Annotated in this window: 13 protein-coding genes; 5 read left to right on the top strand and 8 right to left on the bottom strand. The window is 71.3% G+C overall.

Annotated features, from left to right (window positions below; genetic code table 11):
- Positions 1-4 precede the first annotated feature (4 nt).
- The 4 genes from E2C06_RS27195 to E2C06_RS27180 form a co-directional block, all read right to left on the bottom strand.
- Positions 5-874, bottom strand: coding sequence for an FAD binding domain-containing protein (locus tag E2C06_RS27195; RefSeq protein ID WP_206664707.1), 870 nt, complete (start codon positions 872-874; stop codon positions 5-7).
- Positions 875-1,016: 142 nt separating this feature from the next.
- Positions 1,017-1,988, bottom strand: coding sequence for a Bug family tripartite tricarboxylate transporter substrate binding protein (locus E2C06_RS27190; RefSeq protein ID WP_133291731.1), 972 nt, complete (start codon positions 1,986-1,988; stop codon positions 1,017-1,019).
- A gap of 66 nt (positions 1,989-2,054) precedes the next feature.
- Entirely contained in the window at positions 2,055-3,218 is a 1,164-nt protein-coding gene (locus E2C06_RS27185; RefSeq protein ID WP_133291730.1) for a serine hydrolase domain-containing protein, read from the bottom strand.
- Entirely contained in the window at positions 3,218-4,852 is a 1,635-nt protein-coding gene (locus tag E2C06_RS27180) for a flavin-containing monooxygenase (RefSeq protein ID WP_133291729.1), read from the bottom strand. Before E2C06_RS27180 ends, E2C06_RS27185 begins: the two co-directional genes overlap by 1 nt.
- A 171-nt stretch (positions 4,853-5,023) precedes the next feature.
- Here E2C06_RS27180 and E2C06_RS27175 point away from each other — a divergent pair, with 171 nt between their 5' ends.
- From E2C06_RS27175 to E2C06_RS27155, 5 genes are read left to right on the top strand one after another with little or no spacing between them, the layout of a single operon-like run.
- Complete coding sequence (locus E2C06_RS27175; protein ID WP_133291728.1) at positions 5,024-6,250, top strand: MFS transporter; 1,227 nt, start codon at positions 5,024-5,026, stop codon at positions 6,248-6,250.
- 51 nt (positions 6,251-6,301) lie between these two features.
- Positions 6,302-7,258 carry a D-2-hydroxyacid dehydrogenase gene (locus E2C06_RS27170; RefSeq protein WP_133291727.1) on the top strand — a complete coding sequence of 319 codons (957 nt, stop codon included), beginning with the start codon at positions 6,302-6,304 and terminating at the stop codon, positions 7,256-7,258.
- Positions 7,258-7,650 (top strand): hypothetical protein, encoded by a 393-nt coding sequence (locus tag E2C06_RS27165; RefSeq protein ID WP_133291726.1) that lies wholly within the window; start codon positions 7,258-7,260, stop codon positions 7,648-7,650. The genes E2C06_RS27170 and E2C06_RS27165 overlap by 1 nt, the downstream gene beginning before the upstream one ends.
- A gap of 19 nt (positions 7,651-7,669) precedes the next feature.
- On the top strand, positions 7,670-8,416 hold the full coding sequence (locus E2C06_RS27160) for an alpha/beta fold hydrolase (protein WP_165982694.1): 747 nt from the start codon (positions 7,670-7,672) through the stop codon (positions 8,414-8,416).
- A 39-nt stretch (positions 8,417-8,455) separates the two neighbouring features.
- The gene (locus E2C06_RS27155; RefSeq protein ID WP_133291724.1) at positions 8,456-10,072 is read left to right on the top strand and encodes a GMC family oxidoreductase; all 1,617 of its coding nucleotides are present in this window, start codon (positions 8,456-8,458) and stop codon (positions 10,070-10,072) included.
- Positions 10,073-10,082: 10 nt separating this feature from the next.
- Here the strand turns inward: E2C06_RS27155 and E2C06_RS27150 are convergent, their stop codons facing one another.
- The 4 genes from E2C06_RS27150 to E2C06_RS27135 form a co-directional block, all read right to left on the bottom strand.
- The gene (locus E2C06_RS27150) at positions 10,083-11,741 is read right to left on the bottom strand and encodes a tannase/feruloyl esterase family alpha/beta hydrolase (protein ID WP_133291723.1); all 1,659 of its coding nucleotides are present in this window, start codon (positions 11,739-11,741) and stop codon (positions 10,083-10,085) included.
- A 60-nt stretch (positions 11,742-11,801) separates the two neighbouring features.
- Positions 11,802-13,598, bottom strand: coding sequence for a tannase/feruloyl esterase family alpha/beta hydrolase (locus E2C06_RS27145; RefSeq protein ID WP_133291722.1), 1,797 nt, complete (start codon positions 13,596-13,598; stop codon positions 11,802-11,804).
- Positions 13,599-13,775: 177 nt separating this feature from the next.
- Complete coding sequence (locus E2C06_RS27140; protein WP_133291721.1) at positions 13,776-14,186, bottom strand: lytic transglycosylase domain-containing protein; 411 nt, start codon at positions 14,184-14,186, stop codon at positions 13,776-13,778.
- 1 nt (position 14,187) lies between these two features.
- Positions 14,188-15,377 (bottom strand): type II secretion system protein GspD (locus E2C06_RS27135; protein ID WP_369126546.1); only part of this gene is annotated, 1,190 nt, incomplete at its 5' end.

Below are 15,377 nucleotides of genomic sequence, written 5' to 3'. Positions count from 1 at the left end.
GGGATCAGTTCCCCCCCGCGCGGGCCGCGGCGATCGCCACGGTGCGCTTCAGCAGCACGCCGGCCACCTTGGTGCGGTAGGCGATGGTGCCGCGCTTGTCGTTGATCGGGTTGCAGGCGGCGCGGCAGGCGGCGGCGGCCGCTTCCAGCGCGGCATCGTCCAGCCGGCTGCCGACCAGCGCCTTTGCCGCATCCTCGACCAGCAGCACGGTGGGCGCCACGGCGCCAAGGCCGACGCGGGCGGCGGTGACGACGCCGCCCTGCAGGGTCAGGCTGACGCCGAGGCCGACAACGGCGATGTCCATTTCGGTCCGCGGGATCATCCGCAGATAGGCGTCGGACGACCCCGGCGCGCGCGGCGGCAAAGTGAAGCTGACGACGATCTCGCCCGGCTTCAGGTTGGTCCGGCCCGGCCCGGCCGGCACCGCTTCCACCGGCATGGTGCGCCGCCCCTCGGGGCCCTGCACCGTGACCATCGCATTGGCCGCGATCATCGCCGGCACGCTGTCCCCGGCGGGCGACCCATTGCAGAGATTGCCGCCCGGGGAGGCACGGCCTTGCACCTGCTTCGAGCCGATCAGGTTGATCGCCTCCAGCACGCCCGGCCAGGCCTTGCCGAAGCCCCTGTGCTCGGCGAGCGTCGCGCCGGGGACGGCGGCGCCGATGCGGAAGCCGCCATCCGGCGCCTCCGCGATCTCGGTCATCTCGGCGATCTTCTTGATGTCGACGATGAGGCCGGGCTTCACCGTGCCGGCGCGCATCTGCACCAGCAGGTCGGTGCCGCCGGCCAGGATGCGGGCGGCGCCCTGGGCCGCCGCGAAGGCACCCACCGCCTCGTCGAGCGTCTGTGGCGCGAGGTATCGGATGTCGGTCATTCTCGTTCCCGTGATCGTTTCCGGTCCCCAGTGAAACCAGCGATCGCAGCCCGTGGCGACGGGCTGCCGCCCTGGTCAGGTGCGGGGCTTGCAACGAGGCTACGCCGGGAAGCCGGACCGGCATAGCCCCTTCAATAGCCGGCTATCCAGGCTTGGCACCGGACCGGGCGATGAGCCCGGCGACGCGCGGCACCTCCTCGGCCAGGAAGGCGCGCAGCTCCGCCGTGCCCATGCGCGGCCAGAGCACCGTGGCGGTGCCGTCGAAGAATTCCTGCACGCGGGGGTCGCCCATCGCTTCCCGCAGCGCGGCGGCAAGGCGGGCGACGGACTCGGGCGGGGTGCGGGCCGGCACGAAGAGCCCGGCCCAGGGTACGGCCTCGGCGCCGGGCAGGCCGGCCTCGGCTACCGTCAGCACATCCTGCGCCAGCCGCACCCGGGCGGCATCGGTCACCGCGAGCGCCCGCAGCCGGCCCTCGCGGACATGCGCCAGGCTGGTCAGCGGATAGTCCCACATCACGTCGACCCGGCCGCCGATGACGTCGTTCAGCGCCTGGGTGCCGTTGGCATAGGGCGCGTGGATCATGCGGATGCCGGTCGCCTGCATCAGCGTCTCGGCCGCCAGGTGCGGCGAGGTGCCAACCCCGACCGATGCATAGGTCAGCCCGTCCGGCCGTGCCCGGGCGGCGGCGACCAGGTCCTGCAGGTTGCGCCAGGGCCGGTCCATCCCGCTGACGATGAGGTGCGGTGAGGCGCCGAGCCCGTGCACCGGCGCCAGGTCGCGCTGCGGGTCGTAGCGCAGGTTGGGGAACATGGCCGGCGCCGCCGCCATCGGCCCCTGGCTGCCGTACAGCATCGTATAGCCATCCGGCGCGGCGCGGGCGACCGCCTCCGCCCCGATGGTGCCGCCGGCGCCGGGCCGGTTCTCCACCACCACGGTCTGGCCGAGGCTGCTCCCCATGCGCTGGGCCAGGGTGCGGGCGCTGGTATCGGTGATGCCGCCGGCGGCGAAGGGCACGATCCAGATGATGGAGCGCGCGGGGAAGCCCTGCGCCGCGGCGAGGCCGGGCAGGAACATCGGCGCGGCCAGCACGGCGCGGCGGGTGGGACGGAACATGGCATGGCCTCCCCAGCTGGTTTTCCCCGAGCCTAGCGAGGCGCAGCGGCGGCAGCGAGGACTCCGTTACCCCGCACGCTCCGCATAGACCGCCGTCTCGAAGCGGGCGAAGAGGTCGAGCACCGCGGCATCGGCGAAGGGCAGGATCTGCGTCATCAGCAGGCCTGCGACGCCGCTGCGCGGATCGACCCAGAACCAAGTATTGCCGAGCCCGGCCCAGGCCAGGCTGCCGGCGGAGCGGCGGCCCGGCACGTCCTCCCCGTTTATAAGGAAGCCGAGGCCCCATTTGCAGGCCATGCCGGGGAAGGGGTCGCAGTCGTTCGACATGGCCGGCATGGCAGTGCGCAGCGGGCGGAAGTGCAGCGCGCCGATCTGGTTGCGGCCCATCTCCGCCACCGTCTCCGGCCGCAGGATCTCCGCGCCGTCCAGCGTGCCGCCATTCAGCAGCATGCGCAGGAAACGGATGTAGTCCGGCCCGGTCGAGAGCAGCCCGCCGCCGCCGCCGTAGAACTCCGGGTTCTCCGGCAGGGTGAATTCGATCGGCGCGAGGCTGCCATCCGCCGCACGCTGGTGGACGCGGGCGCGGCGCGCCTGCTGCGACGGCCCGGGGATGAATCCGCTGTCGGTCATGCCGAGCGGCTCCAGGATGCGGTCGCGGACATAGTGTTCCAGCCGCCGGCCGCTGGCGGCCTCCACCGCCTGGCCAACCCAGTCGGTGGCGATGCTGTATTCCCAGCGCTCGCCGGGTTCGAAGACCAGCGGCGCGCGCAGCGATTCCAGCTTGCCGCTGCGCGGCGCGAGCAACCCCGTAGTCGCCATGTAGCGGCCCATGTCGGGGTTCCAGGTGTTGTAGCTGAAGCCGGCGGTATGGGTCAGCAGCAGGCGCAGGGTGATGGGCTTTGTCGCCGGCCGCAGGAACGGCGTGCCGGCCGCATCGAACCTCTCCAGCACCTGCGGCGCTGCGAGCTGCGGCAGCAGCGGCCCGAGCGGCGCGTCGAGCTCGAGCCGCCCCTCCTCCACCAGTTGCATCGCGGCGACCGAGGTGATCGCCTTGGTCATCGAGGCGATCCAGAATACGGTATCGGCCGTCATCGGCGCCGCCACGTCGAGCCCGCGCCTGCCGAAGGCGCCCTGGTACAGCGTGCCGGCCCGGTCGGTCGCCAGCGCCACCACGCCCGGCACCGCGCCGCTCTCGACCGCCCCGCGCAGGACGGCATCGATATCCGGCATCAGGCCAGCGCCAGGTCGCGGTAGCCTTCGGTCGCCACCCGATCGCACCAGGCACGGTAGTCCGGCGCGCTGCCGCTGTAGCGCGCGATGACGCGGGTTTCTTTGCCTTCGACGTTGCGGTTCACGCCGGTCATCCAGCTGTCGACCTCGTTGGTCAGCAGCCCGGCGCCGATCTGCTTGACATGCTTGGTCCAGGCGGCGACCGCCTGTGCGCTGGCTTCCGCCCGGGTCAGGCCGCGGGCCTGCATGTGGCGCAGCAGGGCGCTGACCCATTCGACGTTGTATTCGATGCTGCGGGGGATGTTGCCGAGCGCGGTATGCGGCCCGAGCAGCATGAACATGTTGGGGAAATCCTCCACCAGCATGCCGAGCATGGTTTGCGCGCCCTGCGCCCATTTTTGCCGGAGCGTGAGCCCGCCCTCGCCGCGGATGTCGATGCGGTCGAAGGCGCCGGTCAGCGCGTCGAAGCCGGTGGCGTAGATGATGATGTCGAAATCGTATTCCGCGTCGCTGGTCCGCAGGCCGGTCGGGGTGATCGCCTGGATCGGCGTCGCCTTGCTGTCCACCAGCAGCACGTTCGGCTGGTTGTAGACCTCGTAGTAGCGGGTTTCGAGCGGCACGCGGCGGGTGCCGAAGCCGTGGTTTCGGGGAATCAGCATCTCCGCCACCTTCGGGTCCTTCACTCGTTGGCGGATCTTGTTGGCGACGAAGTCCGAGATCTCCTTGTTCGCGGCGCGGTCGGTCAGCGTGTCCTTGAAATTGCCGACCCAGATGCCAAAGCCGGGGGAGGCGTAGAGCTCCTCGTAGAAGGCCTCGCGTTCCTCCTTCGATACTTCAAAGGTGCCGCGCGGGTCGGGGGTGTGCAGGAAGCAGGAGAAGGTCTCCTGGCAGCGCTGAAAGATGGTCGGGTAGTCCGCCTTGATCCGCGCCTGCTCCTCCTCCGTGATCTTGCGGTTGTGCAGCGGCGCGCACCAGTTGGGCGTGCGCTGGAAGACCGTCAGGTGCCCGGCCGTCTTCGCCACTTCCTGGATGGTCTGCACCCCGGTCGCGCCGGTGCCGATGACCGCCACGCGCTTGCCGGCGAAGTCCACCGGCTCGTGCGGCCAGCGGGCGGTGTGGAAGGACAGGCCGCGGAAGCTGTCCATGCCCTCGAAGCGCGGCAGCGTCGGTGCCGAGAGCACGCCGATCGCGGTGATCAGGAAGCGCGAGACGTGCCGGCTGCCGTCCTCCAGCGTGACCGCCCAGGTCCGTGCCGCCTCGTCCCAATGCGCGGCGGCGACGCGGCTTTGGAACTGGATGTCGCGGCGCAGGTCGAACTTGTCGGCGACCAGGTTCAGGTAGCGCAGCGTTTCCGGCTGCGGCGCGAAGTGTTCGGACCAGTTCCATTCCTCGAGCAGCTCCTTTGAGAAGGAGAAGCCGTAGGAATAGCTTTCGGAATCGAATCGCGCCCCGGGGTAGCGGTTCCAGTACCAGGTGCCGCCGACGCCGGTGCCGGCCTCGAAGACCCGCACCTTCATGCCCATCTCGCGCAGCCGGAGCAGCTGGAACAGGCCCGACATGCCGGCGCCGATGACGATGGCGTCGTAGTCCAGGGTCTGGCCGGGATCGGCCGATGCTTCCAGCGAGGCGGACATCGTTACGTCGCTCCTGCATGCCATGCGGACGGGGCGCGGTCTTGTCGGCGCGTTTTCCCTGGACCGGCGGCATGCGGCGCCGGCCCTTCGGCAGGTTAGACCCCGATGCGACGGTCCTGCAATTTCCGCCCGGATTGGACTCGGCGCGGCCGAGGCACCTAGCATACGCGGATGCCTCCCCCGACCGTACCGCCCAACACCAGCCGGGCCTGGCTGATCCTGGGCAGCGCCTTCCTGGCCTTCACGGTCGGCGCCAGCGTGATGCATTCCTACACCGTCTTCCTGCTCGCCTTCGTCGCCGATTTCGGCTGGACGCGGGCCGAGAGCTCGCTGGCCTACTCGGTCGGGCAACTGGTCGGCGGCTTCAGCTCCCCCTTCGTCGGCAACCTGGTGGACCGCCTCGGGACGCGGCGGATGGTGTTGCTGGGCGCCGCCTTGCTCGTCATCGGCCTGGTCGGCAGCGCCCAGGCGGAGGCGCTGTGGCAGGTGGTGCTGCTCTACGGCGTGGTGATGACCTTCGGGGCGAATTGCGTGGGGCTGCTGGTCTTCGTGCCGCTGGCCTCCCGCCTGTTCGCCAACCGGCGCGGCATGGCGATCTCGGTCCTCCAATCGGCCAACGGCTTCGGCCGCGCCGCCTCGGCCCCGGCCAGCCAGATGCTGATCGCCGGGATCGGCTGGCGCGGTGCCTACCTGGTGGCCGCCGCCGTCGCCGCCGCGGTGCTGCTGCCGCTGGCCTTCCTCTTCGACCGACGCGGTGCCGCCGCGCGCGCCGCGGCGGCGCCCGCCGCCGCCGGCGGGGTGGAGCATGCCTGGACCCTGGCCGAGGCGATCCGCACGCCGCAATTCTGGCTGCTGTTCTTCGTCTACATGTGCACCAGCATCGGCAGCTTCCTGGTCTCGCTGCACCAGATCGCCTTCGCGGTCGATGTCGGCTTCGATCCGCTTTATGCCGCGGGGGTGCTGGGGATGGGCGCCTTCCTGGCGATGCCCGGGGTCATCGCCACCGGGACGCTCTCCGATTACATCGGCCGCGAGTATTCGGCGCTGCTGGCCTACGGGATCTCCATCATCGGCGTGTTCTGCGCGCTGGCGATCACCGGGCCGGGCGACCACCTGCTGCTCTGGCTGCATGCCTGCTTCTTCGGGCTGACCTGGGGCGCGCGCGGCCCGGCGATCACGGCGAAGACCGCGGATATCTTCCCCGGGCCGCGGCTCGGCACCATCCTCGGCGTCATCACCATCGGCTCGGGCCTCGGCGCCGCCATCGGCTCCTGGGCCGCGGGCTTCATCTTCGACGTCTCCGGCAGCTACCGCGTCGCCTTCATCGGCTCCATCATCGCCTATGCCGCGGGCTCGCTCGCCTTCTACGCGCTGCGCCGGCCGCCGCGGGCCCGGTAGCCGGGCGCCCGGAGCGGGGATAGGCTCGCAGCCAAGAAGAAGGATTGTCCCATGCCCGACCCCACCCGCCTGCTGCTCTGGACCGACACGCCCGGCCCCTATGAGGCCGCGATCGCCGCCGCCGGCCTCGCACAACGCGTGCGGGTGGAAGCATTGTCGCGCAAGGCGCAGCCGTCCGAGGAGCAGATGGCCGAGACCGAGGCGCTGCTCGGCTGGGGCGTGCCCGCCGGGGTGTTGCCGCGGATGCCGAAGCTGCGCTGGGCGCAATCCCTGACCGCGGGGGTGGAGGGCTGGCTGGCGCTGCCCGACCTGCCGCCGCACCTGGTCCTGACCTGCGCCCGCGGCACCCACGGCGAGTCGATGCCGGAGAACATCCTCGGCGCGCTGTTCCACATCGCCAAGCCCTATGCCGCCATCGCCGAGGACCAGAAGGCCAGCCGCTGGACCCGCCGCGTGGCGACGCCGCTGAACGGCAAGGTGCTCGGCATCCTCGGCCTCGGCGCCATCGGGCAGGAGGTGGCGCGGCTGGCCACGGCGCTGCGCATGCAGGTCGTCGGCACCCGCCGCAACCCGGCGCCGCTGCCGGGCGTCGAGGTCCTGCCGCCCGAGCGTACCGATGAGGTCCTGGCCCGCGCCGACTACCTGCTGCTGCTGCTGCCAGCGACGGCGGAGACCGAGAATTTCATCGATGCCGGGCGCCTGGCCCGCATGAAGCAGGGCACCTGGCTGCTGAATTTCGGCCGCGGCCAGGCGATCGTCGATGCCGACCTGATCGCCGCGGTGCGCGACAGGCACCTGGCCGGCGCCGTGCTGGACGTCTTCCGCGAGGAGCCGCTGCCCGTCACCCATCCCTTCTGGACCACGCCGGGCATCCTGGTGGTGCCGCACATGGGCGGGATGCACCCCGAGCGCGACACGGTGGTGGCGCGGCTGCTGGCGGAGAATCTCGGCCATTTCCTCGACGGCCGGCCGCTGCGGCAGGTGGTGGACCGCAGGGTCGGCTACTGATGCGGCTCAACCACGTCGCCAACCGGCTCGATCCGCGCTTCTTCGAGACGGTGGTGGAGATGCTGGTGACGCAGCTCGGCTTCCGCGTGCTGCGGCGGACCGAGCGTTCCATCTGGCTGCGCCAGCCCGGCGCCAACGTGGACCTGCAATTCAGCCGCAGCGAGACGACGCGGCGCGACGCCGACAAGCTCCGCTCGCAGGTCGCCTTTCTCAGCGAGACGCCGCGCGAGGCGCTGCAGGCGCTGGCGGACTGGGCCGCGGCGCAGGGCATGGCGGCCAGCGTCGGCGCCTATTCCGACCGGGAGTTCTACCTCGACGCCCCGGATGCCTTCGTCGACTTCGTCGTCGAGGCGATGCGGCCGGAACTGGCCGACTACGCCGTGCCGGATTGAAGGACGCAGGGAGAACGCCATGCCATTCCTCGACCGCCCCGACGGGCGCATCCGCTACGAGGTGCATGGGGAGGGCTTCCCCGTGCTGCTCTTCGCGCCGGGCGGGCTGCGGTCCCGCCTGGAGATGTGGCCATCGCCGCCCGGCGGCCCGGCGCGGCCCTGGGTGGACTGGACCCGCGCCCTGCCCGAGGCCGGCTTCACCGCCATCGCCATGGACCAGCGCAATGCCGGGGAATCGCGCGCGGAGATCTGCGCCGACCATGGCTGGCATACCTATGCCGCCGACCACCTGGCGCTGATGGACCACCTCGGCTTCCCGCGCTTCCACGTGCTGGGCGGCTGCATCGGCGGCAGCTTCTGCCTGAAGGCGATCGAGGCGGCGCCGGACCGCGTTGCCTCCGCCGTGCTGCAGAACCCGATCGGCCGGCATCCCGAGCACCCCGAATATTTCCCCGAGAGCCATGCCGAATGGAGCCGCGAGCAGCGCGCCGCCCGGCCGGAGCTGGACGAGGCGGCCCTGGCCGGCTTCGGCCGCAACATGTGGGACCAGGACTTCGTCTTCTGCGTCTCCCGCGACTTCGTCCGCGCCTGCCCGGCGCCGACCATGCTGCTGCCCGGCACCGACATCCCGCACCCCGCCGCGACCAGCACCGAACTCGCCGCGCTGCTGCCGGGCGTCGAGGTGCTGGCGGAATGGCGCGGGCCGCAGCACCTGGAGCCGCAGCGCAGCCGCGTGGTCGACTTCCTCCGCCGCATGACACCCTGAAAGGCGGCTGATACGCTTCCCCGAAACGCGGGGGAACGCATGCCGGACCAACCGGAGGAATTCGACTACATCGTCAGCGGCGCCGGCTCGGCCGGCGCCGTGGTCGCGGCGCGGCTGTCGGAGGACGGCCGGCACCGCGTGTTGCTGCTGGAAGCCGGGCCGCCCGACACCAATCCCTGGATCCACATCCCGCTCGGCTTCGCCCGCACCTATGTCAATCCCAAGGTGAACTGGAAGTTCGAGAGCGCGCCGCATGCCCAGCTCGGCGGCCGGCGGATGTACGTGCCGCGCGGCAAGACGCTGGGCGGCACCAGCTCGATCAACGGCATGGTCTACATGCGCGGCCACCCCCGCGACTACGACGGCTGGCGGCAGCGCGGCTGCACCGGCTGGGACTGGGACTCGGTGCTGCCCTTCTTCCGCCGCGCGGAAAACCAGGCGCGCGGCGAGGACGAGTACCACGGCACCGGGGGCCCGCTGAACGTCTCCGACCAGGCGGAGACCTCCGAGCTCGCCGAGGCGATGATCGCCGCCGCCGAGCAGGCCGGCATCCCGCGCAACCCCGACTTCAACGGCGCGCGGCAGGAGGGCGCCGGCTACTACCAGTCGACCACCGGCGGCGCCCGCCGCTGGTCCTCGGCGCGGGCCTACCTGGCGCCGGCGCGCGGGCGGCAGAACCTGATCATCCGCACGCTCTGCCAGGCGACCCGGCTGCTGATCGAGGATGGCCGCGCCACCGGCATCGAATACGCCTCCCCGCAGGGGCGCCAGCAGGCGCGGGCGCGGCGGGAGGTGATCGTCTCCGGCGGCGCCTATGGCTCGCCGCAGTTGCTGCTGCTCTCGGGCCTCGGCCCCGCCGAGCACCTGCAGGCGAACGGCATCGCGGTGGTGCGCGACATGCCGGCGGTCGGCGCCAACCTGCACGACCATTTCGCGCTCTACATGCAGTGGCGGTGCACCCGTCCCATCACCTTCAACGATTTCGAGAAAAGCTGGCCGCGCAAGATCGGCGCCGCGATCCGCTACGCACTGACCCGGCGCGGCCCGATGGCGGTGAACGGCATCCGCGCGGGGCTGCTGACCCGCACCGACCCGCGCCTGGAACGTCCCGACCTGCAGATCAACCTGCTGGAATGGAGCACGCTCGAGCGCTCCGGCACCCGCGTGGTCGCGCACGACTTCCCCGGCTTCACCCTCGGCCCCGTGCACCTTTCCCCCGACGGCCGCGGCACGGTGCGGCTGAACGGGCCGGACCCGCTGGCGCCGCCGGCGATCACCTTCGGCTTCCTCGGCTCGGACTACGACATGCGGGCGATGGTGGCGGGGGCGAAGCTGGCGCGCAGCCTGGTGCGGCAGCCGGCCTTCGCGCCGCTGGTGGCGGAGGAGATCTTCCCTGGCCCCGGCTATGGGTCGGACGCTGACCTCGAGCGCTTCGTGCGGGAATCCGGCCTGACCAACCACCACCCGGCCGGCAGCTGCGCCATGGGCACCGGCAGCAACAGCGTGGTCGATCCGCGGCTGCGGGTGCATGGCATCGCCGGGCTGCGCGTGGCGGATGCGTCGATCATGCCGGCCGTCGTCGCCGGCAATACCAACGCACCCTCCATCATGATCGGCGAAAAGGCCGCGGCGATGATCCTGGAGGATGCGGCCTAGGCCATCGCGCCTAGTCCTCCTCGCCCGCCGTGGCCTGCGTCCGCAATTCGCGGGCGAAGTCGCGCGACAGCGGGCCGTTCGGCGAGCGGTCCGCCACGCAATGGAAGCTGGCCGCGTCCTTCGTGTCGCCCTGCCCGGAATAGCTGGCGCCCTGCGGATAGGCGCAGAGCGGCCGGGTGAAGGCGACGCCCTTGGCCTTGTCGTCCTCGACATACTTGGTCGCCAGCACCCGCTTCGGCGGGATTCCCTGTTCAACCCAGCGCTCGAGTTCCGGCAGCATGTCGAAGCTGTTCGGGCCCGGCCCGCCGGAGCAGTGATAGAAGCCCGGCACCATGAACAGCCGGGCGAAATCCTGCACCTGGCGCAGCGCCTGGCCCTGCGGCAACGAATGCCGGCGGGCCTGGTCGCGGATGATGGCGCGGTAGAGGTCGATGGTGAAGCCGGGCGCGATGAAGGGGTCTGCCCAGCCGTGATACAGGATCAGCTTGGCGCCGCGCTGGCGGAAGGGCTCGAAGTCCGGGCTGGTGGCGTTGAGGATCTCCGGCAGCGTCTGCCCGGCATATTGCGTCGCTTCCATCCGGGCGACGTCCTCGCGGACGTCGAAGCCGCGGAAGTCGTGTGTCGGGTCCTTGAAGACCGCGTCGCGGTAGAAGGACAGCGCGCTGCCGCCGGGCTGGGTGCCGCCGACCAGGAACTGCCGCCAGGCGGACTCGCTGCCGGGCTGCAGGCCGGGCGCGATCAGCCGGCCGGTCTTCGGGTCGTGCGCCCCGCCATGGATCAGCCGCACCGCCTCGACCTGCTCGGCCGAGAGGCATTGCGCCGGGTCGTCGCCCGCCTGGCATTGCAGCGTGCCGACATCGAACTTGCAGTCGCGCGGATCGGTCAGGTAGGGCTGGCTGGCCAGGTTGCTGTCCTGCGCGGCGCAGCTTGCCAGCGTCGCCCTGGTCACCAGGTCGAGCACCGGCTGCGGCAGGTCGTAGGCCGCGCCGCGGACCGAGGAGGCGAGGCCGACCCAGACCTCGGAGGTCATCACCCCGGTCCAGTCCTGCGCGCCGTTGCCGGCGATGATGCCGTCGTAGTCCTCGGGGTAGCGCTGCGCTTCCATCTCCGCGTGGTGGCCGCCCTGGGAGCAGCCGACGAAGTAGGAATAGCGCGGCCTGCCACCGTAATAGGCCTCGACCACCGCCTTGGCGGCCACGGTCGTCACATGCTGCGCGCGGTAGCCGAAGTCGACGACGGCCTCGGGATTCTCGGAGAAGGTCCAGCTGCTGCCGGCATGGCCGTTGTCGTTCGCCATGGTGGCGTAGTGCCGGGACAGCGCATCCGCCATGGCGGCATAGGAGATCGCGCCGGCGGAGCCGCCCGAGCCTTCGCCGCGGAACTTGCCGTTCCAGCTGCCGGACGGCGGCAGCCAGACCTCGAATTCGATGCTCGAGCCCGGCACCGGCTTCGCCGTCGCGGTGACGCGGCAGAAGGGGCCGGGCACCACCACGGGCGTGGTCCCGGGGATGGTGTAGCTGGCGACATCCGCCGCCGTGTTGACGGTGATGCCGGGCAAGGCAAGCCCGCCGAGATCGCCGCATCCGGCCGCGGCGGCGCCGGATGGCGCCAGCGCGGTGCCGGCCAGCAGAAGCGCGGTCGCCGCGCCGAGATGCACCCTGCGTGTCATGGTCCTGCTTCCCTTCGGTCTGGCTGCCCGGCGGCGAAAGCACCGCCGGGTCTCTGCTGCTCAGCGCAGGTATTCGGGCGCCGGCGCCTGGGTCTCGTAGTCCGGCCCGGCGACGCATTCGAAGCTCGCGGCCTCCGTCGCCTCGCCCTGGCCGCGATAGCGCGCGACCTGCGGGAAGGGGCAGAGCGGCCGCGTCGCCTGCACGCCGTTGGCCGGCAGGTCACCCACATACTTCGTCGCGGTGAGCCGCTGCGGCGCGACGCCCTCTTCGACCCAGCGCTGCAGGGCGAGCAGCGCATTGTGCTCGGCGTCGGCCGGCGCCGGGCTCGGCGTGACGTTGCCGAACTGGTTCGGGCCGGGGCCGCTGCTGCAGTGCCCCATGCCGGGGACGAGGAAAAGCCGGTAGAAATCCTGCGTCCGCCGCAACGCCGCGCGGCCCGGGCCGCCGGCCGCGGCCATGGTATTGGTCTCGCCGGGATAGTCGGGGCCCTGGATCACCGCCTCGGAATCCGGGTCCGCTGCGCCCTGCGGCCGTGCGGTCTTGTTGCCCTTCCGCTGCGTCTCGATCACCCGCAGGTAGTAGTTCACGTGGTCCAGCACCGGGACCAGCGCGTCCGACCAGCCGTGATAGCCCATCAGCTTGCCGCCGCGTGCCTGGAAGCGGCTGAGATCCGGGTCGTTGGCGTTGATCAGCGTCGCCAGCACCTGGTCGATCTGGTCGACCTGGACGTCGTAGTCGAAGTCGCGCCAGGACCAATTCGGCCCGAAGACCCATTGGGCCAGGCCGTTGAACAGCGTCTCGTCCGGCGGGTTGGGCTGCGCCGCGGTGGGCACGCGTTCCAGCACCGGCCAGTCCAGGCTGTGGCCGCTCTCGCTGCCGCGGGTCAGGCCGGCATAGATGCGCCGGCCGGTGCGCGGGTTGCGCACGCCCTCATAGATGGCGCGCGCCGCCTTCACCTGCGGCGGGGTCAGGCATTGTCCGGTGTCGCCCGCATCCTCGGCGCACTGGATCTCGGCCGGGTCCCAGCGGCAGGCGCGCGGGTCGGTCAGGTAGGGGTCGGAGGGCAGGCCGCCGGCCTGGCCGGCGCAGGCGGCGAGGACCGACCGGGTGATCAGTTCCGCCTTGTCGCGCGGGATCAGCGCCTCGGGCGGCCGGTGGGTCTGGTCGTAGAGCCAGACGCTGGCGGACTGGCTATGGGTGCGGTTGTTGGCCGGGGCACCGGCCAGCACGCCGTCATAGTCCTCGGGGAATTGCTGGACCTCGTGGAAGGCCTGGAAGCCGCCGTTGGAACAGCCGGTGAAGTAGGAATACTGCGGCGGCTGGGCATAGTAGGTGGCGACCACCTGCTTCGCCGCGACGGTCATCAGGTGCGTCGCGCGATAGGCGAAGTCGATCCATTTCTGCGGCCGGCCGATCAGCGCCCGGCCCTCGGTGCTGGTGGACGGCGCGGTGCCCTGGTCGGTGTTCGCCGTGGCGAAGCCGAGCTGCACGCCGCCGGCCAGCGCGCCGTAAACGATGGACCCGGCATAGCCGCCATTCCCGGTGCCGTTGTAGCGACCGTTCCAGGCGGCACCTTCCGGCAGCCAGAACTCCACCTTGATGTCGCTGTCGGGGCTTGGCCGCAAGGTCGCGGCGATGCGGCAGAAGGCCGGCAGGTTCTGGAAGGTTTGGCCGTTCGGGGCGGTGTAGCTGCCGGCGGGGATGCGCTCGGCGATGGTCACGGTGCCCTCCCCGGGCAGGGTCGCGCCGGCGAAGCCTTCGCATTCCGCCGCCAGCACGGGCCCGGCGGAGAAAAGCCCGGCCAGCAGCATCGCCAGGCGCAACGCGCCAGGCGGTCGTTCGATACTGTAATCCAATAAATCCTCCCGTTATTATATCGCGCCCCGACAGCCTAAATGAATCGGTCGCGCAAACGCTGATTGCGAACTATTAATCACTACTGCTCTTGGACAAGCAGCAATAAACCATGGCAGCGGCAGCCGCATGGCGGCAAGCGCGGGCGATCGCCGCACGCGATCGTGCGGGCCGGTTCGCTACCGCGCGCTGTGGCCGAACAGCCGCGCCGCCGCCGCCATGACCCGCGCCGCATAGGCCTCGTGCCGGTCCGGCGTGCGCGAATGGTAGTTGCCCACCGCGCGCATCAGGTTGCCGTTCTGCTCCCGCAGATGCATGTGCAGGATCGCGCCCGCGGCGGCGATGTTGAAGCAGGCATCGCCGATCAGGCGGTCCCGCACCGCGGCTTCCGGCAGCCCGGTCAGCTGCGCCACCGGCTCCACCCAGCGGGTATTCACCTGCATCGGCCCCAGGTCCTCGGAACCATCCTGGTTGCGGCTTACGGTGCCGACCTGGCCGCCCTCCACCGCCTGGATCGCCGGCAGCACGCGCGGCGGCAGGCCGTAGAAGGCGGACACCGACAGCATGCAGGCGAGCCAGGGGATCGCCACCTCACCGCTCCAGGCTTTCGCGCAGCTTCTGGCGAACGCGCGCGTTCGGATCGACCGAGCCTGTGATCGCCTGCCGCCGCAGCGCATCCGGCAATGCCGCCGCATTCGCCAGGCCTTCCCGCATGTCCTCGGTCAGCGACCGCGCGTCGCGCTGGTCGTGCACCACGCGGGGCGTGATCAGCACCAGCAGCTCGGTCCGTGCCCGCGTGTTGTTCTGGCTGCCGAGCAGCGCGCCGAGGATGGGGATGTCCTTCAGGTAGGGAATGCCCTGGTTGCCCCGCGAATCGCTGTCGCGGATCAGCCCCGCCAGCCCGATGGTCTGGCCGTCCTGCACCACCACGCGCGACCGCACCGCGCGCTCGAGGAAGGTGGGGGAGTTGATGCCGGATGTGCTGGGCGCGGCGGTGTCGACCTCGCTCACCTCCTGCGAGATGTCGAGCGTGACGAGCCCGCCGCTGCTGACGCGGGGGATGACCTCCATGATCACCCCGGTCTCGCGGTAGTCGACGCTGTTCACCACCGGCGCGCCGGCCGCCAGCGTGCTCTGCGCCGATTGGGTCAGGAAGGGCACCAGGCTGCCGACCTGCAGCCGGGCCGGCTCGTTGTCCAGCACCAGCAACTGCGGGGAGGACAGCACGCGCACCTGCGTCACCTGCTGCAGCAGGTCGATCGCGTATTGCGTGCCGCGGCTGTCGCCGAGGACGAAGCCGGGGAAGGGATTGGCCAGCACCCGCGCCGGCCCGGCGGCGAGGGTCAGCGCGCCCTGCAGCCCGCCGCCGCCGAACAGGAATTGCGTGCCGTATTTCAGGTTGTCGTTCAGCGTGACCTCGGCGATGGTCGCGTCGATCCGCACCTGCAGCGGCAGGATGTCGATCCGCCGCAGCATGGCCTGCACCGTCCCCGCCTCCTGCGCCGTGGCATAGACGACGACGGCGTTGTTTTGCGGGTTGGGCAGCACCCGCATGGCCTCCGCCGCGCCCTCCCCGCCGCCGGTGAGGCCGCCGCCGAGACCGCCCAGCAACGGGTTGGCGGCCTGCGCCGGCTGCGCCAGCGGCCCCGCCCCGCCGGGCTGCTGGCCCTGGCCGAACGGCGCCTGGCCGAATTGGCCCGCCCCGGCGCCGACCAGCCCGCCCTGGCCGAGCCCGACCGCGCCGCCGCCCTGGCGGCCGCCGCCCAACCCGCCGGCACTGC

Origin of the sequence: Dankookia rubra, assembly GCF_004355005.1 — a bacterium.
GTDB classification, from domain to species: Bacteria; Pseudomonadota; Alphaproteobacteria; order Acetobacterales; family Acetobacteraceae; genus Paracraurococcus; species Paracraurococcus ruber_A.
The sequence above is the reverse complement of the archived record's forward strand: the minus strand, read 5'-3'. Positions and strand labels throughout refer to the sequence as shown.